Origin of the sequence: Pseudoclavibacter sp. JAI123 (genome assembly GCF_013409665.1) — a bacterium.
Classification (GTDB): Bacteria; Actinomycetota; Actinomycetes; order Actinomycetales; family Microbacteriaceae; genus Pseudoclavibacter.
Window position 1 is genome coordinate 156,441 of sequence record NZ_JACCCM010000003.1, and the last position, 22,914, is coordinate 179,354.

The 22,914-nt window shown below is 64.9% G+C and carries 26 protein-coding genes; 14 read left to right on the forward strand and 12 right to left on the reverse strand.

Annotation, left to right across the window (positions count from 1 at the left end; translation table 11 throughout):
• The first annotated feature begins 73 nt into the window (after positions 1 to 73).
• Together HDC34_RS15840 and HDC34_RS15845 are read left to right on the forward strand one after the other, a co-directional pair.
• Positions 74 to 1,069 carry a bile acid:sodium symporter gene (locus HDC34_RS15840; RefSeq protein WP_308807376.1) on the forward strand — a complete coding sequence of 332 codons (996 nt, stop codon included), beginning with the start codon at positions 74 to 76 and terminating at the stop codon, positions 1,067 to 1,069.
• Between the two features lie 120 nt (positions 1,070 to 1,189).
• On the forward strand, positions 1,190 to 1,747 hold the full coding sequence (locus HDC34_RS15845; RefSeq protein WP_179557735.1) for a hypothetical protein: 558 nt from the start codon (positions 1,190 to 1,192) through the stop codon (positions 1,745 to 1,747).
• A gap of 79 nt (positions 1,748 to 1,826) precedes the next feature.
• Here the strand turns inward: HDC34_RS15845 and HDC34_RS15850 are convergent, their stop codons facing one another.
• The 3 genes from HDC34_RS15850 to HDC34_RS18260 all read right to left on the reverse strand — a co-directional run bounded on the left by HDC34_RS15850 (position 1,827) and on the right by HDC34_RS18260 (position 3,740).
• Positions 1,827 to 2,318, reverse strand: a complete 492-nt coding sequence (locus tag HDC34_RS15850) for a hypothetical protein (RefSeq protein ID WP_179557736.1) — start codon at positions 2,316 to 2,318, stop codon at positions 1,827 to 1,829.
• A 104-nt stretch (positions 2,319 to 2,422) separates the two neighbouring features.
• A complete protein-coding gene (locus HDC34_RS15855; protein ID WP_179557737.1) occupies positions 2,423 to 2,851 on the reverse strand; it encodes a hypothetical protein in 429 nt (142 codons plus the stop codon).
• Positions 2,852 to 2,885: 34 nt separating this feature from the next.
• Entirely contained in the window at positions 2,886 to 3,740 is an 855-nt protein-coding gene (locus HDC34_RS18260; protein ID WP_218855317.1) for a DMT family transporter, read from the reverse strand.
• 55 nt (positions 3,741 to 3,795) lie between these two features.
• Between HDC34_RS18260 and HDC34_RS15865 the strand changes: the two genes are divergently transcribed.
• A complete protein-coding gene (locus HDC34_RS15865; RefSeq protein ID WP_179557739.1) occupies positions 3,796 to 4,305 on the forward strand; it encodes a TetR/AcrR family transcriptional regulator in 510 nt (169 codons plus the stop codon).
• A 151-nt stretch (positions 4,306 to 4,456) separates the two neighbouring features.
• Here HDC34_RS15865 and HDC34_RS15870 read toward each other — a convergent pair whose 3' ends face one another.
• Positions 4,457 to 4,768, reverse strand: coding sequence for a hypothetical protein (locus HDC34_RS15870; protein ID WP_179557740.1), 312 nt, complete (start codon positions 4,766 to 4,768; stop codon positions 4,457 to 4,459).
• A gap of 220 nt (positions 4,769 to 4,988) precedes the next feature.
• Here HDC34_RS15870 and HDC34_RS15875 point away from each other — a divergent pair, with 220 nt between their 5' ends.
• The 3 genes from HDC34_RS15875 (at position 4,989) to HDC34_RS15885 (ending at position 7,313) form a co-directional block, all read left to right on the forward strand.
• Entirely contained in the window at positions 4,989 to 5,369 is a 381-nt protein-coding gene (locus HDC34_RS15875) for a hypothetical protein (protein ID WP_179557741.1), read from the forward strand.
• Between the two features lie 109 nt (positions 5,370 to 5,478).
• Positions 5,479 to 5,661 (forward strand): hypothetical protein, encoded by a 183-nt coding sequence (locus tag HDC34_RS15880; RefSeq protein ID WP_179557742.1) that lies wholly within the window; start codon positions 5,479 to 5,481, stop codon positions 5,659 to 5,661.
• Between the two features lie 275 nt (positions 5,662 to 5,936).
• Positions 5,937 to 7,313, forward strand: a complete 1,377-nt coding sequence (locus HDC34_RS15885) for an Imm61 family immunity protein (protein WP_179557743.1) — start codon at positions 5,937 to 5,939, stop codon at positions 7,311 to 7,313.
• A gap of 9 nt (positions 7,314 to 7,322) precedes the next feature.
• On the opposite strand, the gene HDC34_RS15890 is transcribed toward HDC34_RS15885, so the two are convergent.
• Complete coding sequence (locus HDC34_RS15890) at positions 7,323 to 7,976, reverse strand: hypothetical protein (protein ID WP_179557744.1); 654 nt, start codon at positions 7,974 to 7,976, stop codon at positions 7,323 to 7,325.
• 785 nt (positions 7,977 to 8,761) lie between these two features.
• On the opposite strand from HDC34_RS15890, the gene HDC34_RS15895 reads away from it, so the two are divergent.
• From HDC34_RS15895 to HDC34_RS15905, 3 genes are all read left to right on the forward strand, one after another.
• Entirely contained in the window at positions 8,762 to 9,277 is a 516-nt protein-coding gene (locus HDC34_RS15895; RefSeq protein ID WP_179557745.1) for a hypothetical protein, read from the forward strand.
• A gap of 279 nt (positions 9,278 to 9,556) precedes the next feature.
• Entirely contained in the window at positions 9,557 to 9,745 is a 189-nt protein-coding gene (locus tag HDC34_RS15900; protein ID WP_179557746.1) for a hypothetical protein, read from the forward strand.
• 241 nt (positions 9,746 to 9,986) lie between these two features.
• Positions 9,987 to 10,436: a hypothetical protein gene (locus HDC34_RS15905; protein WP_179557747.1), complete on the forward strand. Its 450-nt coding sequence runs from the start codon at positions 9,987 to 9,989 to the stop codon at positions 10,434 to 10,436.
• Positions 10,437 to 10,576: 140 nt separating this feature from the next.
• Here HDC34_RS15905 and HDC34_RS15910 read toward each other — a convergent pair whose 3' ends face one another.
• On the reverse strand, positions 10,577 to 11,782 hold the full coding sequence (locus HDC34_RS15910; RefSeq protein WP_257023356.1) for an MFS transporter: 1,206 nt from the start codon (positions 11,780 to 11,782) through the stop codon (positions 10,577 to 10,579).
• A gap of 93 nt (positions 11,783 to 11,875) precedes the next feature.
• On the opposite strand from HDC34_RS15910, the gene HDC34_RS15915 reads away from it, so the two are divergent.
• Complete coding sequence (locus tag HDC34_RS15915; protein WP_179557748.1) at positions 11,876 to 12,472, forward strand: TetR/AcrR family transcriptional regulator; 597 nt, start codon at positions 11,876 to 11,878, stop codon at positions 12,470 to 12,472.
• 248 nt (positions 12,473 to 12,720) lie between these two features.
• Here the strand turns inward: HDC34_RS15915 and HDC34_RS15920 are convergent, their stop codons facing one another.
• Positions 12,721 to 13,422, reverse strand: a complete 702-nt coding sequence (locus HDC34_RS15920) for an SDR family oxidoreductase (protein WP_179557749.1) — start codon at positions 13,420 to 13,422, stop codon at positions 12,721 to 12,723.
• A 104-nt stretch (positions 13,423 to 13,526) separates the two neighbouring features.
• On the opposite strand from HDC34_RS15920, the gene HDC34_RS15925 reads away from it, so the two are divergent.
• The gene (locus HDC34_RS15925) at positions 13,527 to 13,937 is read left to right on the forward strand and encodes a MerR family transcriptional regulator (RefSeq protein ID WP_179557982.1); all 411 of its coding nucleotides are present in this window, start codon (positions 13,527 to 13,529) and stop codon (positions 13,935 to 13,937) included.
• Positions 13,938 to 14,122: 185 nt separating this feature from the next.
• Here the strand turns inward: HDC34_RS15925 and HDC34_RS15930 are convergent, their stop codons facing one another.
• The 3 genes from HDC34_RS15930 to HDC34_RS15940 form a co-directional block, all read right to left on the reverse strand.
• Positions 14,123 to 14,296, reverse strand: coding sequence for a hypothetical protein (locus tag HDC34_RS15930; protein WP_179557750.1), 174 nt, complete (start codon positions 14,294 to 14,296; stop codon positions 14,123 to 14,125).
• A gap of 278 nt (positions 14,297 to 14,574) precedes the next feature.
• Positions 14,575 to 15,228, reverse strand: a complete 654-nt coding sequence (locus HDC34_RS15935; RefSeq protein ID WP_179557751.1) for a response regulator — start codon at positions 15,226 to 15,228, stop codon at positions 14,575 to 14,577.
• The gene (locus HDC34_RS15940; RefSeq protein ID WP_308807377.1) at positions 15,225 to 16,856 is read right to left on the reverse strand and encodes a sensor histidine kinase; all 1,632 of its coding nucleotides are present in this window, start codon (positions 16,854 to 16,856) and stop codon (positions 15,225 to 15,227) included. The genes HDC34_RS15935 and HDC34_RS15940 overlap by 4 nt, the downstream gene beginning before the upstream one ends.
• Before the next feature lie 163 nt (positions 16,857 to 17,019).
• On the opposite strand from HDC34_RS15940, the gene HDC34_RS15945 reads away from it, so the two are divergent.
• The 3 genes from HDC34_RS15945 (at position 17,020) to HDC34_RS15955 (ending at position 21,093) form a co-directional block, all read left to right on the forward strand.
• Positions 17,020 to 18,558, forward strand: coding sequence for a CitMHS family transporter (locus HDC34_RS15945; protein ID WP_179557752.1), 1,539 nt, complete (start codon positions 17,020 to 17,022; stop codon positions 18,556 to 18,558).
• Positions 18,559 to 19,184: 626 nt separating this feature from the next.
• Positions 19,185 to 20,099, forward strand: coding sequence for a hypothetical protein (locus HDC34_RS15950; protein WP_179557753.1), 915 nt, complete (start codon positions 19,185 to 19,187; stop codon positions 20,097 to 20,099).
• Positions 20,100 to 20,850: 751 nt separating this feature from the next.
• Complete coding sequence (locus tag HDC34_RS15955; RefSeq protein WP_179557754.1) at positions 20,851 to 21,093, forward strand: hypothetical protein; 243 nt, start codon at positions 20,851 to 20,853, stop codon at positions 21,091 to 21,093.
• Positions 21,094 to 21,641: 548 nt separating this feature from the next.
• Here the strand turns inward: HDC34_RS15955 and HDC34_RS17965 are convergent.
• Together HDC34_RS17965 and HDC34_RS18300 are read right to left on the reverse strand one after the other, a co-directional pair.
• Positions 21,642 to 21,764 carry a hypothetical protein gene (locus tag HDC34_RS17965; protein ID WP_257023357.1) on the reverse strand — a complete coding sequence of 41 codons (123 nt, stop codon included), beginning with the start codon at positions 21,762 to 21,764 and terminating at the stop codon, positions 21,642 to 21,644.
• A 230-nt stretch (positions 21,765 to 21,994) separates the two neighbouring features.
• Entirely contained in the window at positions 21,995 to 22,567 is a 573-nt protein-coding gene (locus tag HDC34_RS18300) for a DUF3560 domain-containing protein (RefSeq protein WP_179557984.1), read from the reverse strand.
• Positions 22,568 to 22,914: the final 347 nt, after the last annotated feature.

Genomic DNA, 22,914 nt, shown 5'->3' on the forward strand with positions numbered 1-22,914 from the left:
GGGCTTGACCTTCGAGCGCGTCGAAGGTTTAGCGTCGGGTCGTGCCCATCAACTTCACCTCGAACCCCGTCTCGTGACGCGCCTCGTCGCAGTCCTGGAGCGCCACCAGATCGCCTTGTACCTCGCGGCGATTGCAGCTGGCGGCGCGCTCGGCCTCCTCGCTCCCGGGGCGCACCACCTCGAACTCGCGATTGAGCCGGTGCTCGCGCTGCTGCTGTTCGCGACGTTCCTGGGCGTCCCGTTCGCGGCCATCGGCAGGTCACTTCGCGATGGTCGCTTCCTCGGGGCCGTGGGAGTCGTGAACTTCGTGATCGTGCCTCTCGTCGCATACGGACTCTCGAGGTTCGTGGCGGATGAGCCGGCCTTGCTGTTCGGGGTGCTGCTGGTGCTCCTCACGCCGTGCATCGACTACGTGATCGTGTTCGCCGGCCTCGCGGGCGGCGCATCCGACCGACTGCTGGCAGCCGCCCCGCTGCTGATGCTCGCGCAGATGCTGCTCCTGCCGATCTACCTGCTGATCTTCCTCGGCCCGGATGGGGTGGCCGTGGTGGAGGTCGGCCCGTTCGTGCGCGCCTTCCTGCTGCTGATCGTGGTGCCACTCAGTGCCGCCGCACTCGTCCAGTTCCTCGCGAAACGACGCCGCAGCGGTCGGGTGATCGAGCGCAGCATGCTGAACCTGATGGTGCCGCTCATGATGGCGACCCTCTTCACGGTCGTCGCATCCCAAGCCGGAGCGGTTGGTGCTGCCGGGCCGCAGCTGCTCATGCTCGTGCCGATCTACGTCGCGTTCCTCGTGATCATGGTGTTCGTCGGCCTCCTGGTCGGACGAGTCTTCCGCCTCGACGTTCCCGCGACCCGAGCTCTGGCGTTCAGCGGTGCCACTCGCAACTCCCTCGTCGTGCTGCCACTCGCGCTCGCCCTGCCACCAGCGCTCGCGCTGGCTCCGGTGGTCGTCGTGACGCAGACGCTCGTCGAACTCGTGGGCATGGTCGCCCTCGTGCGCATCCTCCCCAGGATCACGCGAGAACGATTGGGGGAGCAGACACCGCTGGGCTCGTTCGGCAGCTGACCGGCGCGCTCAGGCAGCAGGCTCGCAGACCTGGGATGCTGGGGTGTGGCTCTCTACGACGCGACGTCTTCGCGGACTCCTGGCTTCGTCTCTCGGCGTTCCCTGCCACGCACGATCGTGATGACGGGTGCGCTCCTGCTGTGCGGAGCAGCGGTGGTGTTCGCGGTGGTGAACTTCGCCGGATTGATGGAGTACTCGAAGGAGAGCGCTGAGGAAGCGTCGCGCCCGCGATATCAGGCGATGCGGGGGCTGGGGATTCTTCCCATCGCGATCATCATCCTCGCCGTGACCTTCGGAGTCTTCGCTGTCGGGGCGATCACTGGGTCCTGGTCGCGCGCGTGGGTTCGCGAGCAGACCGGCACGCCAGTCCGAAAGCGTTTCGAGGGGTACCACGCGCTCAGCACGGACGCGTTCGAGCGGCTCCACGCGGCGTTCGCCTCCGGTGACCCGAACCGGTACGTGCCGCTGCCGGAGCAGACCCGCGGAGGTGACGGCGTCGTCTTCATCTGGACCGCCGACGCCGACCAACTGGCGTTCGTCGGAATGACCTGGGGGAGCAGACGGAAGACCACCCGCAACGCGCCCCTCATCATGCTCAGCGGTTGCGCGTTCGACGACCTCGATCGTGCCCTCCGCGCGGGGCTCACGGCTCCGGCGGGTCGCCGGCCAAGGAGCTGACGAGTCGAACGGGCTCACCAATCCGGTTGACCGGGAGTCGCATGCGGATGCGGATGCGGTCGAGCTGAGCCGTCGGCGATCAGTGCCAGGCCTGTGAGCTGTGCACGGCACCGACGGTGAACGGGCGATCCGGGACGATCGCCGACCATCGCAGTGCGCGGTGGATGCTGTGCCAGAGGATCGAATCGTGACCAGCCCCGAGAGGCCGCCCCGCCGTATCCACCGTGCTCGCGACGTATCCCTGCGGTCGACGTTCACCAGGCCACAGGCGCGCAACGCGACCACCCATGACGACCGCGCGCTTCTCGAGCAGCGTCAGGCTGGTGTACCCCATGGGCACGCTCTCGAACAGGACGTCCTGACCGAAGTCGTCGGCCGTTCCGCACCGGGAGACCCCGCGTCCGGTCTCCGCGAACAGGAGCGTCTCGTCGTGGTCTGTGTCGAAGACCGATGGATGGTCCCACAGCCAGCCCGCGGGTCCGGCAGGTTCGTGATCGATATTGGGCACTTCGACGGCCTCGTCCCACCACGAGCTGGAACCGACGAGCACCGGAACGTTCAGGCTCTTCACGAGGCGTGATCATACGGGCTCAGCTACTGCACGAATAGAGGAGAGTCGACTCCTGGCATCCGCAGTGAGTTGCGCACGGCGAGGCCGTCGCCGTGATGCTCCGACTAGGCAATCACTCGCGGAAGGCGGCCGTGCCGACTGCGATAGTCCTCGACGAGCTCCTCTTCGGTGACTCGCCCGCCAGCGTGCAGTCGTCGAAGATATGGGACCAGCCAGCTCCCTTCGGCCTTCACGATGTGCGCCAGTGAGTGCGTTTGGAGGGCTTCTTCGGCGCTGACGACACGTCCGGCAGCCCCGTGGCCCACCCCCTCGCTGAGCCCGACAGTCCACGACTGGCCTTCGCTCAGCACGAAGTCGACGTCGTAGGGCCAGGCCGGCGAGCCGGCATCTCCTTGCCCCAGCGAGCTGGAGGCCAGCCGCAGAATGCGCTTCTTCAGTCCATTGCCCACCATCACAACATCATGACCGAGAAAACCCGCCATCACCCCGTTTCGCGAAACCCATGGGTTTTGAGATGTCTCACTGATGCCCAAGATGCCTCCCGACTGATGCTCCGCCTTGGGCGGTCTAAATTGACGCAACGAGAGCGCCGGCAATGATGACTGCCGTCCCAAGCCAGGCGCGACGACTCGGGCGCTCTCGGAGCAGCGCAACACCCACGAGGACGCCGAAAACGATGTTGAGGTTCCTCGTTGTGGCCACCATCTCCGGCGGGGCGTATCGCATGGCGACAAACACCAAGCCGTAGCTCAACGGCGCGAGAACCGTGATGGGAAGTGCTGTCTTCCACTCGCGCCTGACGGCATTCGGCATCTCTCGCACGCGTCGACCCATCGCGAACGTCAGCAGGAGAACCTGCGCCAGGCTCGATACCGCAACGTAGGGCACGGCATCGACCGCAAGAATCCGGGCCGCGTAGGAGTCCCAAAGCGTGTAAGCGGCAGTGCAACCCGCAATCAGCAGCCCGTACCGCACACCGATTCCCCTTCCGGTGCGCATGGGATGAAGGTCTGATGTAAGCACTACTCCGACAAGAACAATCGGAAGCGCAACCCAAACAGCCACGTTCGGCTGCGCCGCACCAAGTGCGACCGCCGCCACCGTCACGAGGATCGGTGCCAAACCTCGCGACGCTGGATAGACCACACTCAAGTCTGCGGCCCGGTATGCGCGCTGGAGGACGAGTGCATAGATGGTGTGCAGGACCGTGCTGACCAGCGCGGCCCACCAGTTCGAGCCGAGACCGCCGCCTAGCAACACCCACCACGCCAGTAGTGCGCAGAAGACAGGCGCGCCCAGTGCGCTCGTCACCCACACAAACAGCGGATCAGATGAGTCCGCTCGCTTCACCAGTGCGTTCCAGGTCGCGTGCAACGCGGCAGCGAGCGTTAAGAGAATGAGGGGAAGGCCGTCAGCAATCACGTAGACACTGTCTACCACTTGTGTAGATGCTGTCTACCCATGGGAGGCTCTCCATATGGAACTTCTAAGCGACCGACTAGTGATGGCTGGGCGTGAACTGCTCGATGAGCAAGGAATTGCTGCGGTCACAATCCGGGAGGTTGCCCGCAAATGCGGAGTCTCCCATGGGGCACCCCGCCGCCACTTCGCCAGCCGGGCGGCCCTGCTGGCGGCGGTGGCGGAGACCTGCCTGACAGCACTGGCGCAGCACATCGATGCAGCCGGAAGGGGAGCTCGCGGGGGAGCAGAGGCCTACATTGAGTTCGCCCGGTCGCACCCAAACTCGTTTGAACTCATCTCCCGCCACGACCTCCTCGACGCCTCCGGCCGCAACTTCCGCCAACTGTCATTGCCCGTACTGATGCGCTGGTTAGTGCAGTACCGCAGTGAGCACCCGCAGGCCGACGAGGCCGACGCGTTAGCGGCCTGGGTGGCAGTCCACGGCATCGCAGCATTGGAGTCCCGGCGCGCCTTCGAGGTCATCCATGCAGACCCCCTGCGACTACTCGACCGCGTTCTAACCTAACCGCGCCACGCGGAGACACGATCGGACCCAAGGCCTCAAAACCCATGGGTTTTGAGATGTCTCACGCAGGTGCGCCTGATCAACCAGTGCAGGCAGCCCGAGACCGCAGCCGCGGCAGACCTCCCACCAACCCCTGTTGCAACTCGGTGGCCTAGGTCGTATGCGCGTGGCTCACCAAGTCGCCCGGCCGAATGTCACTTCCCGCGATGGAGAACTGCAACGGGTCCTCGCCGCTCATGGAAGGTAACGGCAGCTCATCAGTGACGATTTCGCCGAGCAGAATGCACCCCTCGTCTGACGCGGACGCCTTCTCGTAGTTCACGCGGATGGACGACGGGCCGATGACATCGAGGCTGGCCGGGACAGAAGCGCAGGTCTCGGCCAGACTGTCGAGGCGAACAACCCTGAACGTATTCTCGTCCCCGTCCACGATGGCGACACCAGGTGCGCCGCTCCCGCTCATCGCGGCCCTCCACGCTTCACCTTCCTCCTGAGTCGCAATCCGAGCGGTTTGCAGGGGTAGTGCTGAAGTGATGACATCTTGGGCGGCGAAGAGCGACGGGGTTGCCTCCGTGGACTTGCCTGCTTCGTTTGAACACCCGAGAAGCAAGAGCGTGCTCGCGCCTACAGCCAGGACCCACCTTGCTCACCTGCGTGTCTGAGGGGTGCGTTACTGTCGCCGCATGGAGACGACACCGGAGAAGTCCAAGCAGGGGCGATTGATGTCGAAGAAGTCCGCACTTGCCTTTGCGGCATCCTTGGCACCGATCCCAGTCTTCGCAATTCTGGTGACGTGCAGCGTTCAGTACTGGGGAGTACCGCACGGTTGGATCATTCTCGGTAGCTTCATCTGCTTCCCGCTGTACATCAGCTACGGAGCATTCATCATGCTGAAGATGCGCAAGTGGTCCGAGGAGAACGACACAGATCGCGTCTGGTGGATGGACGGGCACGCCCTGCTTGAACGCCTCCGCCACCCCGCACCGAACGAGCGAGGGCACGCAGAGCAGCAGACTGACAGCGAGGGCCGGCAGAACGAGAGAACGCCTCCAGCTGGGCACTAGCCAACACAACACAGCAGGTGAGGCAACGCCAAAAACCGTGGGTCTTGCGCTGGGTGAACTGTGCTCGCCCCGATCCAGAGTGTCGGTCCGCGAGCTCGAAAGGAAAAGCATGAAACCACGTAACGGTCGTGCGACGGTCTTCGCGATGGCAGCATTGATTCTGGCCCTGGTTCTGGGCTTCCTCGCATCTGGAGTGTTGCAGCTCACAACTGGACAGGCTCTGTTCATCCTCGTCCCGTTGGTGCTCGTCGCGGTCACTGGATATCTGATCCTTCAGCGACCCAAGCGCTAGCTGAGTACGGACACCTGGGGGATTCGTCGAGTGCGCACTACGTCTCGCCCTTGACCGTCTGCGTTCCGCAGGTGTGACGTGTCGAAACCCATGGGTTTCGAGACGAAGGAGGTTCTGAGACAGATGCACCGCCTACAAGGAGCTGCATCGACCACATTGCTTCACGCGGCCGAGTAAACCCCAGCGATGAGCATCGACTGCAGGCACTCGAGGCATGGTGGGGTCGGGTAGACCCGGCAGGGTTCCCTCGGCCCGGGCACGCTACCGTCGCTTGCGTGACGCTTCTCAACGCACTCGGTCCCTCATCGATGTTCGCCGAGTTCATCGGGCTGGCTGGGTACGCGGTCGGCAGCGACGATGAGGACGTCGAAGTGTGGAGCAGGGGTGGCGAGGAGCGCCACCGAGTCCGATCAAGCGATGCCGGCTATCTGGTGGCCGGAGCGTCGCGATCGGGAAGCTATGTCACGGAGTTTCAGGCGTCACGGCTCGAGGACGTCGAGCGCTACCTGACCTTCCTCATCGGCAACGCGTCAGTCCGGGGGACGCGTGGATTCGGGCTGCTGGCGACAAGCACTCAGCCAGCGCTCGCCGCTGGCACCGAGTCGGCGACCGACGGCAAGGGAAACGTTCGTCTCTGGAACGTGGCCGATCCGAGCCGAACAGTGATCTTCCTTCGCGGGGTTCCCTGGGAGCCCCGAACGTTCAGTCACCTCATGGCCGTGCCCCTCGGGACCCTTCGACGAGCACTGCTGGACCCACACGGATCTCCCGTCTTCGACGTCGGTCAACCCCAGGTGAACCCGCCCGTCGTTCTGTCGTGGTCGCCCGAGTGGCTGTTCTCGACGGCCTTCCGGGAGTTCGTCGCGCTCGGCGGCGCCGAGGTGACCGCACGTGGCGACACGGTGCTCGTCGGTGACTTCGAGACCGGCTATGAAGTCTCGGACACTGACGGATGGTGGTGCGTCCGCCGGTACTCCCGTGGCCTACATGACACGAGGATGCGAGCTCGCGGCGCCGAAGACGTTGAGCGCTATCTGCTGCTGCAGTTCGGTCCGGCTGCCCGGCACGCTCCCCAGCTCAGGCTCCCCCTCCTCGTCGAGCCCGCTCCTCCCGTCGAGATCGCGGAAGGCCTGCGGTTTGAGCCCGTCGCACCCGGGTGGGTGTCCGTGCGCGGGACAGACGGCTCCGAACGGGGCATCGAGATCGCCGATGCTGGAATCACCGCAGCAAGGGATGCCCGCGACTTCACCCACCTGCTGCGCTCGACGCCGCAGGAGATCCGCGAGTCGTACCTCGACGCGGCGGGATCACCGGCCCTATCGCCCATCCTCGTTCCCGTCAGCCGTGGGGATGCCGTGCCACCCTCGGTCGATTGGGGACGGCTCTCGGCCTCGGACCGCCGACTCGCGGACTCGGGATTTCGTCTCTTCTGCTCCCTCAACGAGAAGCGGGGGAAGGTCTTTGAAGATCCCGTGTCCGCGGCCCCGTTCGATGGGGGAGTCGCGGTGTTCCGATCGATTCGCGGCGGCGGCATGATCCTCGTCGCGCACGATGGATCCGTGCTCTACCGGTCCTCGTCGTACTCCTTCGAGCGGGCCCTAGACGAGTTTCGAGAAGGGCAGCGGACACCGCTGGACTCGTTCGGCGGCTGATCGGCTCGCTCAGTCTGCTGGTCGAGTGCCGGGGCGCAGCAGTGGATTGTGCTCGTCGGGCAGCGGCTTGTACAGCTTGTTCCGGAGCGCGGCGTCGAGTGCCTGATAGCGCGGGCCAGTGTGCGAGATGAGTGGCAGATTGTGCGTGCGTCGCCGATTCTGGTCCCAGGAGATGCCGACGAACGCGGTCTGGTCGGCGTCGGCTGTCCAGATCATCACGACCGTCTGCCCGCCATCTACTTGGTGAGGAAAGGGCGCGAACACTGACGGATCACCGGTCGCGAATCGCCGGTGCGCCTCGTGAAAGAAGGTCTGATCGCTGAGATGGAAGCCGTAGTAGCGCTTGCACAGCCGGGTCCCGGTCGCAGCGACATGCCACGGGCGAGCGCCGACGATGAGGAGGTACACCCCCCAAGCGATGCCAACGAGTTCGATCGCGATCATGACAAGCGGCGTGATGCCCGCCATGCGATTGCGAACCAGTGCCGAGTCCTCGCCTCCCTCGCGGGCCCACTCGGCGAGAGGGATGAAGTTCTGCGCAGTGAACACGATGCAGACGAAGCCCGCCAGGATGAGCGCGATCCCGAACCAGGTGAGACCTGCGACTCGTTTGCGCGCAAACCGCGGATCGGCCCGGAACGTTTTGTCGAAATGGGTGCTCACCGCCCCATACTCTCCCTCGAGCTGGCCTAGGGCGGACACGGTCCGGCGGTGTGTTCACGACGACTAGCGGGAGGTCGTGCGGAAACACGTACTCGTGGGGATCACCCTCGTTCTCGCAACCCATGGGTTTCGCGATGCCTCAGCGGGCCAGGCTGGGGGAGCGGGACACTCCGAACCCATCTCCACCATTCCGGGCCGTGCCCGATCTCGGTCAGCAGGCCGTACGCGAACAGCACGCGCGCCGTTCGACCTACGCTCGTCAGATGACCCCGTTCCTTCCTGGTGCACGCGGAACGCAGCCCTGCCCCAACTGCGGCACCCAAGTCGTCCAATCCGATCGGTACCCCGAGTACTTGTGCCTCGAATGCGAAGCTCGCGCCGTAGATGCGAATGGTGCACGCGTGGCTGGATCGAACGCGTCGTTCGGCGGCGGGTTCGTGTTGCACTGGCCGAACGGCGAGCACGAATCGCTGCCCTGCATCTCGGCGCGGGTTTGGGTTGATGGACGCGAGTGGGACTACTCCGAGGCGCGATTCGGCGGAGTCCTGATCACGCCAGTGCGAGAGCGCTGACCAACGTCACGCCTGCGAGTCCCTCCCGCTACGAGCAATTGACCGCACGTCTTCCGACCGGCCTGCTCAGGCAGCAGGCCCGCAGACCTGGGATGCTGGGGTGTGGCTCTCTACGACGCGACGTTTTCGCGGACTCCTGGCTTCGTCTCTCGGCGTTCCCTGCCACGCACGATCGTGGCGACGGGTGCGCTCCTGCTGTGCGGAGCAGCGGTGATGTTCGCCGTAGTGAACTTCGCCGGGTTGATGGAGTACTCGAAGGAGAGCGCTGAGGAAGCGTCGCGCCCGCGATATCAGGCGATGCGGGGGCTGGGGATTCTTCCCATCGCGATCATCATCCTCGCCGTGACCTTCGGAGTCTTCGCTGTCGGGGCGATCACTGGGTCCTGGACGCGCGCGTGGGTTCGCGAGCAGACCGGCACGCCACTCCGAAAGCGTTTCGAGGGGTACCACGCGCTCAGCCCGGACGCGTTCGAGCGGCTCCACGCTGCGTTCGCCTCCGGCGACCCGACCCGGTACGTGCCGCTGCCGGAGCAGACCCGCGGAGGTGACGGCGTCGTCTTCATCTGGACCGCCGACGCCGACCAACTGGCGTTCGTCGGAATGACCTGGGGGAGCAGACGGAAGACCACCCGCAACGCGCCCCTCATCATGCTCAGCGGTTGCGCGTTCAGCGACCTCGATCGTGCCCTCCGCGCTGGTCTCACCGTGGATCGCCGACAAGGAAACTGAGGCAGATGCTTCTTCCAGCCCGAGCCGCTCGAGGATGAGCGCCTCCGTCGCGCGACGAAGCCGACGAGCTAGCGGCCTGGGTGGCAGTCCACGGCATCGCAACCCTTGAGTCCCGGCGTGCCTTCGAGGTCATCTCTGCAGACCCCATGCGACTGCTCGACCGCGTTCTCAGCTAGCCGGGCGACGCGTAGTCACGATTCGACGCAGGTCTCACGATCCATGGTCTTCGAGGCCTCCCACGCGTCAACGCCTGCCGCGTGTGACGGATAGCCTCGTTCCATGAGTTCGAAGCCAGCGCTGAACAGGCCACTCTCCTGGGCGGCGACCATCATTGCCGTCGTGGTACTCATCGCCGGGGTGGGCAACGTGTTCCTGAACGGTCCTCACGTGACCGCGTGGCTGACGCTCGCGGCGATCACGATCGGTTGCTGTGCCGCAATCTGGAACCTGCGAAGGCGCTACAGATGAAATCAGACGATGCTCCAGTGCCCGTGGGGTGCTGAGCCCACGAACGGGGACGCCCTATGCGTCGTCGCAAAAACCCATGGGTTATGACATAACTCAGGGCTTCACGGGATGGCGAGCACGTTAACGGTCACCTCCGGCGAATACCAGTGCCGGGGGCAGGGTCAGGCAGTAGCTGTCCTGAGCCCTGGACGGCGCGTATCCGTGATTCACGCGCTCCTACCGATTGTGAAGGAAAGGGTGAGTGTCGACACGACAGACGAAGTTCACTTCACTCGCAACAAGCGCTTCCTTCATCCTCGTTCTCGCGGGATGCGCAATGACTCTGCCCGCGCCAACTTCAAGCGTCGATTTCGAGCAACATGTCGCGCGCGACTTGCCCGCCTCAGACGTCCTCGGGCCCATCGCGTCCCTGTCCGCGGACGGCAGTGAGCTGAGAGTCGAGCGGTGGGACTCGCCTGCATGCTGGTCAGTGCCTGTGGAAGTCACGCAGGAAGGGATCGACGCTCTCTCCGTTCAGTTCGAGGTCGAGCCTTCAACAGAGGAGAGCTCGTGCCCAAACTCAGCAGCCTGGGTGGTCAGTGACATCCAACTGGCCGAACCCGTGTCGGTCGAGAGCGTCACCGTGCATCTCAGCGGTCCGAGCATGCTGCTCGACGAGGCGCCGGTGATCGCCACGCGTCGATCCTCCTAGGCGTCCACGCGGACGGCGCGAACACAGGAGTTCGCATGTCCCTTGAGTTCCAAGAGGCCGAGGTTCTGAGACACCCGGCGTGGGGGAGGGACGTCGGCCCCATGCCTAGATCCCGAAGCTCCACCAACCTCGCCGTGCGATCACCGACGCCCGCGCGGGAAGGCGTGTCTGCGGCCGAAGCTGATGGCCACGAGCGCGACCGTGGAGAGGGTGATCAGGGCGACGGGGAGTGCTGCTGGTCCGCTGCCGTCCACGAGGATCGCGCCGATCACTCCTCCGCCGAAGATGGCGAGGTTGAATGCCGTCGTGAGCATCGCGTTCGCGACGTCGACGCTCTCGCCGGCCGCGTCGCCGATGGCCGTCTGGAGCTGGGTTGCGGAACCGCCGAATGCGACACCCCACAGGATGACCGCAACCACCGTCACCGGCAGGGATGTCGAGGCAACCAGTAGCAGCGTGCCCGCTAGCACAAAGGCCGCGGTGCTCGCGATGGCCAGCCGACGCAACGATCGGTCGACAAGGATGCCCGTGATCCAGATACCCACGAGTGCGGCGACGCCGAAGACGAAGAGCACGGCATCGGGGCGCAGCCCCACTCCCGCACCCCCGAGGTAGGGGGCGATGTAGGTGTAGAGCAGGTTGTGGGCGAGCATCCAGGTGAACACCACACCAAGGACCACGGCAACACCTGGGATCAACAGCACTCGGCCTAGCGGGATGCGGGTGCCGGACCGCTGCCCCGGAGCGTTCGGGACGCACGCGACGACGAGTAGCACGACGACCACCGTGAGCACGGAGACACTGGCGAAGGACCACCGCCACCCGACGGTCGAACCGAGCCAGGCCCCGAGGGGGGTCCCGATCGAGAGTGCGAGCGGCGTTCCCGCCATCGCGATCGCGAGGGCGCGGCCGGCCTGCCCGGGAGTCACGATGCGACGGGCGTAGCCGGCGAGCATGCCCCAGATGAGCCCCGAGAACGCTCCGGCGACGAAGCGGACGACGAGCGCGATGACCAGTGTTGGCGCAAAGGCCATGAGGGTGTTCGCGACGAAGAAGCCGAATAGCCCGACGACGAGCAGCGGCTTGCGGGACACGCCGCGCGTCAGCGCGATCGTGGGAATCGCGGCGACAACGGTACCGAGCGCGTACGCCGTCACAAGCTGGCCTGCGCTGCCATCGCTGACCTGGAACTCTGCCGCCAGTAGCGGCAGCAGACCCGCTGGAAGTGTCTCGGTCATGATGATGATGAACCCACTGAAAGCCATGAGGACCAAGGCCACGACCGGCAGCTGCCGCTTGTCCTCCTGGGGGATTGCAGCGGTGGATCTGGTTACGGGGACGGTCATTGCGGCTCTTCTCTATTTACGGAATGATCGTTCCTATAGTCGATGTGCAGTGCCGCTATGTCAAACTGGAACAAGCGATCCGGAAGGGGTGAGATGGCACAACAAGGACGGCCGAGGACCTTCGTCGAGCACGAGGTTCTCGATGCTGCTATGCAGGTGTTCTGGCGTCACGGATACGAGGCGTCCACTGTCTCGCAGCTGCGCGAGGCGACCGGCCTCTCGTCTGCCAGCCTGTATGGGGCCTTCGGTTCAAAAGAAGGCTTGTTCGAGCGCGCGGTTGAGCGGTACATCGCCGGGCCGGGGAGTGTCAGTGAGATCGTCGGCGATCTGACGCTCAACCCGTTAGTCGCGCTCGGTCAGATGCTCCACGGGACGATCGAGATGCAGTCCGATTCCGCACACCCAGGCGGGTGCTTGGTGGCGTTGTCCGCCACGGTGGGCGCAGCGGGTGATGACGATGCCGCTGCGCGTCGAGTCGTGTCGACGCGTCGCGCTCAGGATCGGGCGGGCATCGAGGCGTGCATCCGTCGAGGTCTCAATTCCGGGGACCTCCGAGCCGACCTGGACCCTGCGGTGTCGGCGACCTTGATGCACTCCTTCGTGCTCGGGATCTCCACCCAGCTGCTCGACGGCGTGCCGCCAACAACGCTGCACGCCGCAGTGGAGGCCCTGCTTGAAGGCCTCCACTGACTCTCCAGCCCCAGCCTGAACAGCAACAACGACTGCAGTTCGATCGTGGCAAACGCGGCCCAGGATCGGCGAGCATGTCGGACAGGTTGTTGTCGGAGGTTCGCCTCGGCATCACCGGGTACACCGAGGCATTGCAGACGCTGACCGCATCATCCGTCCTCGCTTGGTCACCGACCGCATCTCCTGACCGTGGGTTCAGAGATGTCTTGTCGGGCGTGAAAACAGGGAGAGGGTGCCCGCCGCTGGACTCAGCGATACAGCTGTGCGGCGTCCCCTCCGAGAGCAGCCTTCACGAACCGGGCGGGGTCGTCGACGAGTATCTCGATCTCCCCGGACTCGACGCCTGCGAGGCTCGCCTTCGCGACCTCGACCGGGTCGATCTTCGGACCGTCGACTCCAGCCATCATGTCCGTATCTGCTCCGCCGAGGTGCACTCCCTGAACCAGGATGTTGCGCCCCGTGAGCTCGACCCGCACGCCGTTGGTCATGTTCCATTCCGCGGCCTTCGCGACCGAATACGAGCCGGAGCCCGCCGGTGTCGCAACCCAGGACAACACGGAGAGCACGTTGACGATCGCCGCCTCGTTGTTGGATTCGAGCGCAGGGAGAAACGCGCGAATGACACGCAGCGTCCCGAACAGGTGCGTCTCGAGGTCTGTCCTGATCTCTACGAGCGGTGCGGTGAGAAGGTCAGCACCGGTTGTGATGCCGGCGTTGTTGACAAGCAAGGTCACGTCAGAGGCCGCTTCGGCTGCCGCCGCGATGGAGGTCTCATCCAGAAGATCCAGCCGCAGTGGCACGACGCGCGGGTCATCGGCAGCGACCGTCTCCGGGTTGCGGGCCGTCGCGTAGACCTTGCTCGCACCGTTCGCCAGCAGTTGCTCCACGAAACGCTTTCCGATTCCACGATTGGCTCCGGTGACGAGCGCGATTGCTCCGTTGATCTGCATGTCCTTCTCCTTCGTCGGTTGCGGGCTCGAGCGCCCGGCTTGTTCCGTAGGCTAGAAGTTGACGTTGACGTGAAGGGCAAGTCCGAGGAGCGTGCATTCTGGTGATGAGAATCGGTGAGGTAGCGGACCGGACTGGCGTGAGCACCCGCGCGCTGCGGTACTACGAGGAACAGGGCCTCCTGCATCCCGAGCGCAGCAGCAGAGGACAGCGAGTCTTCACCGAGGACGCCGTAACGAGAGTGCAGCTCATCCAGCAACTCTTCACCGCGGGACTCGGCAGCCGCCTCCTCGTGCGGCTACTCCCTGCTATCGACAACAAGCACCTTGATGCGGTCCTCGTTCACACGCTCGAGAACGAGCGCGCGCGCATGGAGACCCAGATTCAAGATCTGACCGCAGCACATCGGCGACTCGAAGCACTCATTACGCTCAGCACACGACCACACGCGAGCAACACGCACTGCCCAACCACACTCGAGGAAGCCAGCACCACCGACATGACGCGAGCCGCGTGAGGGTGACCCTGCTCAGCACTTCACCCCCGACAGATCCGCGCGATTAGCGACCAACCGCTCCCGCGAAACCCGTGAAGATCTCAACCGATCAACGCACGGCGCCATCGCTCGCTGTGAATGGCATCGCTCCAGAGCTCTTCCTGCTCGGCGGCCTGAGAGGCGCCGGAGTCCGGTTGGAGCCGTCGCTATCGTATGAAGCTGCCAAGGATGATCAATCCATGCGGCACGGCCCAGTACTGAACGCTGCACGTCACCAGACTCACGAAGACTGGCATCGGTGCCAAGATCGCCGCACCGGCCAGCGCGGACTTCTTCGACATCAACCGCCCTTGCTTGGACTTCTCCGGTGTCGTCTCCATGCGGCGAGAGTGACGCACCCCTCAGACACTCAGGTGAGCAAGGTGAGCCATTCAGGCGCGCCTCATGGGCGCCTCGTTTTCACGACTCCCTCAGTGAGACCGAACGCGCGGGCGGTCGAGGCCCAAGCACGTTGGGTGACATGATTTGTGACCGAGATCGCCGCACAATTCCGGTCCTGGCTTCAGGCGCGAGCGCGCTCTTGCTCCTCGGGTGTTTTCGCGCTCTTCGGGCGGTAGGGGCAAGTGCTCGCTGGGGCGACGGTGACACCACGGCTGGCTCAGCCTGCTGCCACGTATCGGTGCTCGGGCCGGCCGGTTGTGCCGTAGCGCAGCCTGACCTCGATGACGCCACGTGCCGCGAGTGCGGCGAGATAGCGCTGCGCCGTTGCCCGCGAGATGCCGGCGCGCTCGGCGAGCTCCGAGGCGGATGCTTCTTCCAGCCCGAGCCGCTCGAGGATGAGCGCCTCTGTCGCCGACCGCGAGAGCGACCCGGAGTCTCTCGCGCCGTGCAGGATGCTGAGCGCCCGGTCGAGGTCGTCCTGTTCGAGAGGTCCATCGCCGCCGATGAGGTTACGGAACCTCGCGTACCGGTCGAGGCGGTCGGTCAGCGAGCGGCGTGGGAACGGTTTCACGAGGAAGTCGAGCGCCCCGGCCCGGAACGCACGTCGGATGGTCGCCGCATCCGTCGCCGCCGACAGCACGAATGCGTCGACGTCGGCCGCGCGCACGAGGTCGATGCCGTCGCCGTCGGGCAGATAGACGTCCGCGAGCAGCAGGTCTGGCGACTCACGCCGGATCGCGAGCGCCGCGTCCGCCGCCGCACGCACGGGCTCGATAGCGACGAACCCTGGCCGCTCGTCGACGATCTCTCGATGCAGCCCGGCGACGCGGAAGTCGTCGTCGATGATGAGCACTCGGATGGCTTCGGTCATCTCGCTTGGTCCCCGTCGTTGTTCGTGCGCATAACTCCTGGCAGTCTCGCGCCGAGCACTGCGCCAGCGCCGCCAGCGCCGCCGACGTCGATGACCCAGAGATCACCACCAGCTCGCCGCGCGAGTTCCCGCGACAACGGAAGTCCGATCCCGTGCCCGTGCACAGTGTCGCGAGTCTCGTCTCCCGGCTTCCGGCTGAAGACGTCGATGCCGTCCTGAATTCCGCCGCCGGAATCCGCGACTGTCACGACGAGTTCGTCGCCGTCGTCGAGCGCGGCGACCTCGACCCAGCGCGGTTCGCCGCCGCTCGCCGCTGCAGCAATCGCGTTGTCGATCAGGTTTCCGAGGATGGTCGCGGCTTCCTCCACCGCGTCGAGGCTGCCGACAAGGAGTGTGTCGTCGGAGATGCGCAGGGAGACCCCGCGTTCGCTCGCCTCGAGCCCCTTGGCGTTCAGGAAGGCACGCAGAAACGAGTCGGTCACGAGCTCGATGCCGTCGACGACCTCATCAACCGCACCGCGGCCGATGAGGTCGGTGAGGAACGCGCGCGCATCATCGACCCGCATCGCGTCGATCAGCCCCGCGACGACGTGCATGCGGTTGCCGAACTCGTGGCGTTGCACGCGCAGCGCGCCGGTCATCGCGCGCACCGTCTCCAAACGCTCACTCAACGCCACGACATCGGTGCGATCGCGGATGATGAGCAGGTCGCCGAGCAGGCGCCCCTCATGCTTCACCGATCGGCGGTCGAGGTAGAGCACCTGATCGTCGAGCAACACAGTCGTGAGAGTCCCGGCAGCGGCGACCGCGTCGATCACTCCGGCCGGCAGACCAAGCTCGGCGAGCGTGCGGCCGACCGCATCACGCAGCCTCAGCATCCGCGCCGCTTCAGCGTTGCAGACCCGCACCACGCCGCTCGGGTCGAGAGCAAGCACGCCATCGCCGACCCCGTCGAGCACCGCCGCCTGATTCTGGACGAGCGCCACGAGCTCTTCGGGCTGCAGCCCGAGCGTGAGGCGCTCGAGGCGGCGCCGAAGCATGAGCGTCGCGAGCAGTGCGACGAGCACAGCCATCACCCCGATCCCGGCCGCCGTCGCGAGCAGCGCCGGCAGATCGTCGAAGACACTTGCGCGCTCGAAGCCGACGCTCACCTCCCCAACCACGCTCGCGGCATCCGGGGCGTAGATCGGCACCTTCGCACGCGCCGACTCGCCGAGGGTTCCGACCTCCCACTCAACCACCTCGTCGCCACCGATAACCGCCTCGAACGGGGTGCTCACCACCTGACCGAGCAAGTCCTGATCGGGGTGTGCGAGTCGAATGCCGTGGTCATCGGTCAGCACCACGAAAAGCGCGTCGGTGCGACCCGCGACCGCGACCGCACGCTCCTGCAACGGGCCGTCGCGCAGGGCCACCTCGGTCGGAGTTCCAGGATCGGCTGAGAACTCGGCGACGAGCGAGCGCACATCCGGGTCCTCGGCAACTGCGCGAGCGATGTTCAGCGCCGTCGACTCGGACTCGGCGCGCAACTGCTGCACTGCGAGTACCAGGAACGCAGCGCTGCACAGCACCACGACCGTCACCACCATCGCGAGTTGCAGCAGGAGCACCCTCGTTGCGAACCGCACGATCAGCACCCTCCCAGCACAGGCGCGTGAGCAGAATGCGCTGAACCAACGATACGCGCAGAACGCAGCGGAATGCGAGATAGCCGGCACTCACCCCGAGTTGGCCGTAGCGTCACCGAATCACCTGCAGCGCCCTCGGGCGACTGCCGACAAAGGAGTCGACATGGACGTCGTATCGCTGGGCCTGCGCACGGCCGAAGTTGAGGAAGGGTACGCGACCGCGTTCGTACCCGCGGAGTGGGTGCTCGTCATGCTCGGGTTCACTATGGTGCTCGCCTTCATGACACTCATCATGACGAGGCGGCTCACCCCGATGGTCGCGCTCATCATCGTGCCGACCGTCTTCGGCCTGTTCGCCGGCGCAGGACTCGGACTCGGCGACATGATCATCGACGCCATCGGGAACATGGCGCCCACCGCAGCCCTGCTCATGTTCGCGATCATGTACTTCGGCATCATGATCGATGTTGGCCTCTTCGATCCGCTCATCCGGTTCATCACCCGCCTGCTCGGCGACGACCCAGCGAAGGTCGTGCTCGGCACGGCACTGCTTGCCGGCGCTGTCTCGCTTGACGGTGACGGGTCGACCACCTTCATCATCACGACCTCGGCAATGCTGCCCATCTACCTGCGGCTCGGCATGAGCCCGGTTGTGCTCACCTGCGTCGCCGGCCTCATGAACGGCACCCTCAACATCGTGCCCTGGGGTGGCCCGACCGTGCGCGCCGCGAGTGCGCTTGGACTGCAGCCGACCGACATCTTCGTGCCGATGCTGCCCTCGCTCGCCGTGGGCCTCCTCGTGGCTCTCGGCTTCGCATGGTTCCTCGGCCTGTCGGAGCGCCGCCGCCTCGCCGGCAGTATCGACACCTCACGCTTGGAAACGTCCGGCGCGCTCGGTGGCTTCGTCGGATCGCGGATGTTCCGTGGCGCCGACATGAAGCCAGGGGCGGCCGCCAGCCTGCGCACCGGCAACATCGTCACCATGCGCGGCGGCCGTGACCCCATCGCGGTGACCGACCTCATCGACGCGTCGGACACCGCGATGGCCGACACGATGCTCGACCCGAACCGCGCCACGCTGCGACCCAAGCTCCTCTGGTTCAACCTGCTGCTCACCCTCGCCGTCATGGTGCTCCTCGTCATGGACCTCTACCCACTGCCCTACGTCTTCATGGTTGGCGCGGCCGTCGCACTGATCGTGAACTTCACCAAGCTCAAGGAGCAGGCCGACGAGATCGTCGCGCACGCCCCCTCCATCGTCGGTGTCGTCTCGATGGTGCTCGCCGCGGGAGTGCTCGTGGGTGTCCTCAACGGCACGGGCATGGTGGATGCGATGGCCGGGTGGGTCACAACGATCATCCCGCCGGCACTCGGGCCGTTCCTCGCCGTCATCACTGGCGTGCTGTCCATACCGTTCACGTTCTTCATGTCGAACGATGCGTTCTACTTCGGCATCCTGCCCATCCTCGCCGAGAGCGCCGCGACCTACGGCATCGAACCCGTCGAGATGGCGCGCGCATCGATCACCGGCCAACCGGTGCACCTGCAGAGCCCACTCGTGCCGGCCATCCTGCTCCTCGTGTCCCTCGCGAACGTCAACCTCGGCGATCACCACAAAAAGGTGCTCTGGCGTGCGGTCGTGGTGTCACTCGTGATGCTCGGGGTGGGGGTCATATTCGGGGCGATCCCTCTCATCGCGTAAACGTAGCGACCAGGAAAAATCGAAAGAGACCGGGCCAGGTGAGGCCGGTCTCTTTCGAGGAGGGATGAAGAGATGAACGCCCTTTCCCGGCGACACGATTTGCTGCACTCTGACCGGGCAGTTCTGACCCTACTCAACAGGCCACCACAACCGCCACATGCCACCCCTTAACGGAGGCCGACCACCAACTGCTCTGGTCCGGTGGGCATATGCGCTGGCATCATGACCTAATGACAGATCCGTACGTGGGCCCACCCCGTCCCCGCATCCTCGCACTCAAACTCACCGCGGCTGAGGTTGAGGAGATCACACCGCTGGCCGGAAGCATCATCGCTGTCAACGATCTCAATACGATCCACGCAGAGGAACACGACCTTCTAGTCCTCACTGGAGCGGAACATCACACCTTGAGTGGGGTGCTCCCGCGACGACTAGTATTCGCGAACCCACCAAGCAAACCCTCTACAGAGCCCGGGCGAATCGGAGTAAGGAACTCCCTAGGCTACGGCGGCTCTCGCCCTCTTGATGCTGCTCACACTCAGTTTCGGCCTGCGGAACGGCTTCTGGTTACCGATGCAGCCGCAGCTCTCGGGCTCACCTCCCTCGTCGAACGCAGCTGCCGTCCATTGCCAAACAAGACCTATCGCGGACTTCGACAACCAACAAACCCGAGCCGCGTGGTCACACCCTTCATCGTGGAGAACCTCCGGTCGCCACTCTTCCTCGCAGCACTCCTCGAATCCGACGAAACCACCCTCGACAATGACTCCGTGTTCTGGCTGCCTGACATGGCTCGCGCGAACATGAAGGAATGGCTCGCTGTCGCACTCACCCATTGGCGTGCCAGCGATCCTGGCACCTTCCCCGAATCGGCTGACTGGATGAACGCCGACACGTGGTCACATCCAACCGCAATCAGGGCCCGGCAAGACCTCGCAGACCACGACGCCGCACAAGCCCGCGTGCTCGCCGAGCTCGATGCCAGCCGTCGAGGCCTCGAAGCAGCAGCCATCCAAGCCGCAACGGCCTCAGAGTCCTGGCAGGCGCTCCTCACCTCCGACAGTGATGAGCTTGTCGCTGCCGTAGCCGACGCACTGAGCTACCTCGGCTTTGACGTCATCGACGCGGACGCCCTGGAAGAACACAAGGGCAAGAAGCGCGAAGATCTTCGTATCACCGACGGTGCTTGGACTGCCCTTGCGGAGATCAAGGGATACCGAGGGTCCGCGAAATCTGGCGCCCTGCTGCAGCTCTCCAGCGCAGCCATCACCTACACACAAACACAGCAGAGCGCGCCCGATGCGCTCTGGTATATCCCCAACAGCAACCGAGACATCGATCCCAACCAGCGGGAGATTCCGCTCGCCAACCGACAGGAAGACCTCGACACCTTCGCTGAAACCAACACTGGATGCCTCATCGACACCAAAGACCTGTTCCGCGTCCGACAACTCGTCGCCACAGACGCACTGAGCAAAGACGATGCCCGCGAGGCGCTTAAGTCTGCTCGAGGCCGCTTCAGTGCTCCCGAACCTGGATAAATAACTCCCCGCCACAGCACTAAGCAATGGCACTGCTACACCGGTGCTCACCAGACGACGGCGAGCTCACCGAAGGAGACTGTTCGTCCGAGCCGCCCTCAGCGAGGCCGGCGACCCCGGGCCGGGCCGGGGGCCAGGCCACCTTCTCCTCCCACGCGCTGCTGGCCTCGGCGGCGAGGTTCGCCCCTGGCGCGGCCTGCCCTTTCCCCCTGGTCGGTCGACGGTGATGTTCTGGCCGCGGAAGCTCACCGTCACGCTGTGCGTAGACCATCTGTTGGATGGTGCCTGCCTCGTCGACTTCCTCGATGAGGCAGGCAACCACACCAGCCCTGTTCTTACACAACATCCAGCACCCAGCCGACGGATGCGCGCCGAGCTAGTTCGTGCACTCGGCTTTGTTGGGGTCACCCCAGACCGGAAACCGGCCTCCATCCGCCGCGCCTGTTCCACGCGCACGACAGGGGCCACCCCGATACTCCAGATTTCTGGAGTGCTGACACCGTGGTCGCATACGTGGACGCTAACCAATCCCCTCAGCGCGGCAGTTCACGACGGCGTTGACCCTTGCAGAGAGCTAGAGGGGTTCGGACGCACTGCCAGGAATCTCATACGCGGATGCGCGTACCCCACTGGTGCTGGGTTCGCAATCAGTGGGCTCGAATATACGAAGGAGATGCCATGGCTCAGTCAACTGCCTCATCGAAACCTATCCGCGCCTCAATCGAAGACGACTAGGAGTTCGATCAGATTGATGGACGACCCGAAGGTTCTCGACGAACTGGGCCTGAAGTCTTCTACGGAAAAACTTGACCAGGCAATAGTTATCCAACTGCCTGAATCCGAGGTCAAGTGCATCGCAAAGATCGAAGCGCAGATCCGAGGGTCAGGGCACAGAGTGACGCGATCAGCGTTCCTGAGGAGCTACATCCTGGCAAGACTAGAAGGCACCGAGGAGGAGCTCAAGCGCTCCGATTCTGAACCTCCGCCTGACTAGCCCCGAGGCCGAGAGGCCCCGCCCGTGCGGCACCTAGCGAAAGGGATCACATTGCCCCCCTCGCACCCCCATCAGCCCCCCATGAGCCCCCATGACCCGGAGGAAACGCCCCCCAGAGATTAGAGCACAAGACCCAACCCGCCGCATAATCCAATCAGGTAACACCAAGGCAGGAAGAGCCGGCGTGGGATTCGCGAAATGGCTGAAAGCAGTCACTTCAATCGCAGCCCGGCTCACCCTCGACGTCATCCTTGATTCGCCAGGTACTGAGCTCGACCTCGACTCACTCATGTGGATTGATCCAGACGACTGAGTCCAGACGCTGCGCAGCGTCGGCGCACCACCGCATCCGCAGTCTCAACACCTGATCTCAACAGCGGGCGCAGTTACCACCTGCTCCCGCTGTTTCCGTCAGGGCCCCATTTATCCGACAGACGGTGGTGGCAGGAAGACCCTTTCCCTGCAAAGCAGGTGAGGATGCGCCCCATCGAAGCGGCCGCAGGCCGCCTGGGTGCGGCTGGAATCTTCCCCACGCGCACCCTCGGCGGCTAGGCCGTCTCGGCGGATGCCTTCTTCGCTTTCGCTTGTTCGAGCTGCGCGGCGGTGCGGTGGTCCTGCGCCTCGTGCCGGTGCGTCTTACTCGTCCAGCTGTACTCCGTCTCCACGGCCACCGTCTTAGCGTTGCATCGGGCGACGACGGACCACAGGTGCCGCGCACGCGTACCGCGTCGCCCTTGGCGACGTTGTGGCGGCCGTCGTCGGTCGCCTGGCCGTTCGCGATCTGCCCGGCCCTGACGCCTTCCCACAACTCGATCTGGCCGCGCAGCTCCGCGAGGTGCGGGGCGAGCGCGTCCGCACGAGCCTGCTGCTGCTCGGGCGTTGCGTCTTGATACCCGTGCTCTTAGGAGTACGTCTGCTCTGTGATGCGGCGTTGCATGCGTCGCTCGTCGGCCCGCAACTTCTCGACACGGTTGGCGACCGTGACGGGGTCGTGGTGGGCTTCGTTGGCGTTGGCCGCGATCTTCGCGCGGCCTTCGGCTTCCTCAGCGTCGCGGCCGGCCTCGACGCTATTTCCCAGGCTCGACCAGGCGCGGTCGTGGGCGCGGCGGTGGCGCGCCTCGGAGCGGTGCCCGATCCTGATGGGCTCCCCGCCCTCGGGCAGGCTGTTGTAATCGCGCTGTCGGCGCAGCTCGGCTGCTCCGGCGTCGGCCGCTTTGCGGCCGGCCTTTTCGTCGAGCGCTGCGGCGCGGTCGTTCGCGCGTTCCGTGCGGGCGGCGTCGACCTCGGCCGCGCTGCGGGTGGTCTCGTCGAGTTCCGTCGTGACCCGAATCCTGCGGCCTCCAGGGCTGCGACGGTCGGGCGGATCACATGGTGCTTCGGGCGGCGGTTGCGGCTGTGCGGCGCGGTCCAGCGATGAAGTGGAATCTGGGTGACTTGGTGGCAGTTTGCACGCTTTGGGTTGCCTGGCTCGCAGCCCTCAAAGTCCCCATCGCCGCGGGCGGACTGAGCACAATTCTCGGGGGCCTGGTCCTGTCACTAGGCACACGCAAAAGCGTCAGTTCATGGCCATACATGTTCAGTGTGACGTTCGGCATACTCGGCACCGCTGCCACGATCCTGGCCTTAGTGTTCCCAGAAACCGCCACGCTCCCAAGTGGCAGTAGTAGCAGCCCGTCTGCGAAACCCTGCACCCATGAGCACCGCTCTTGACGAGCCAGTTACCGTCGAGATGACACACGAGCAGCCTGGTGGACGGGGAGGGGCGCTTCCAACGAATCGGCGACGAGCTCGAGTGTGTGACGGCGAAACGTGATGGGACAG

Bases quoted from the DNA above. Each gene is read 5' to 3' on its own strand.
- HDC34_RS15920 (WP_179557749.1), bottom strand. From the start codon at position 13,422: ATGCAGATCAACGGAGCAATCGCGCTCGTCACCGGAGCCAATCGTGGA.
- HDC34_RS15935 (WP_179557751.1), bottom strand. From the start codon at position 15,228: ATGACCGAAGCCATCCGAGTGCTCATCATCGACGACGACTTCCGCGTC.
- HDC34_RS15930 (WP_179557750.1), bottom strand. From the start codon at position 14,296: ATGGAGACGACACCGGAGAAGTCCAAGCAAGGGCGGTTGATGTCGAAG.
- HDC34_RS15895 (WP_179557745.1), top strand. From the start codon at position 8,762: ATGTTCGCCGTAGTGAACTTCGCCGGGTTGATGGAGTACTCGAAGGAG.
- HDC34_RS15925 (WP_179557982.1), top strand. From the start codon at position 13,527: ATGAGAATCGGTGAGGTAGCGGACCGGACTGGCGTGAGCACCCGCGCG.
- HDC34_RS15845 (WP_179557735.1), top strand. From the start codon at position 1,190: ATGACGGGTGCGCTCCTGCTGTGCGGAGCAGCGGTGGTGTTCGCGGTG.
- HDC34_RS15915 (WP_179557748.1), top strand. From the start codon at position 11,876: ATGGCACAACAAGGACGGCCGAGGACCTTCGTCGAGCACGAGGTTCTC.
- HDC34_RS15945 (WP_179557752.1), top strand. From the start codon at position 17,020: ATGGACGTCGTATCGCTGGGCCTGCGCACGGCCGAAGTTGAGGAAGGG.
- HDC34_RS15865 (WP_179557739.1), top strand. From the start codon at position 3,796: ATGGAACTTCTAAGCGACCGACTAGTGATGGCTGGGCGTGAACTGCTC.
- HDC34_RS15900 (WP_179557746.1), top strand. From the start codon at position 9,557: ATGAGTTCGAAGCCAGCGCTGAACAGGCCACTCTCCTGGGCGGCGACC.
- HDC34_RS15910 (WP_257023356.1), bottom strand. From the start codon at position 11,782: ATGACCGTCCCCGTAACCAGATCCACCGCTGCAATCCCCCAGGAGGAC.
- HDC34_RS15880 (WP_179557742.1), top strand. From the start codon at position 5,479: ATGAAACCACGTAACGGTCGTGCGACGGTCTTCGCGATGGCAGCATTG.
- HDC34_RS15875 (WP_179557741.1), top strand. From the start codon at position 4,989: ATGGAGACGACACCGGAGAAGTCCAAGCAGGGGCGATTGATGTCGAAG.
- HDC34_RS15955 (WP_179557754.1), top strand. From the start codon at position 20,851: ATGGACGACCCGAAGGTTCTCGACGAACTGGGCCTGAAGTCTTCTACG.
- HDC34_RS15870 (WP_179557740.1), bottom strand. From the start codon at position 4,768: ATGAGCGGGAGCGGCGCACCTGGTGTCGCCATCGTGGACGGGGACGAG.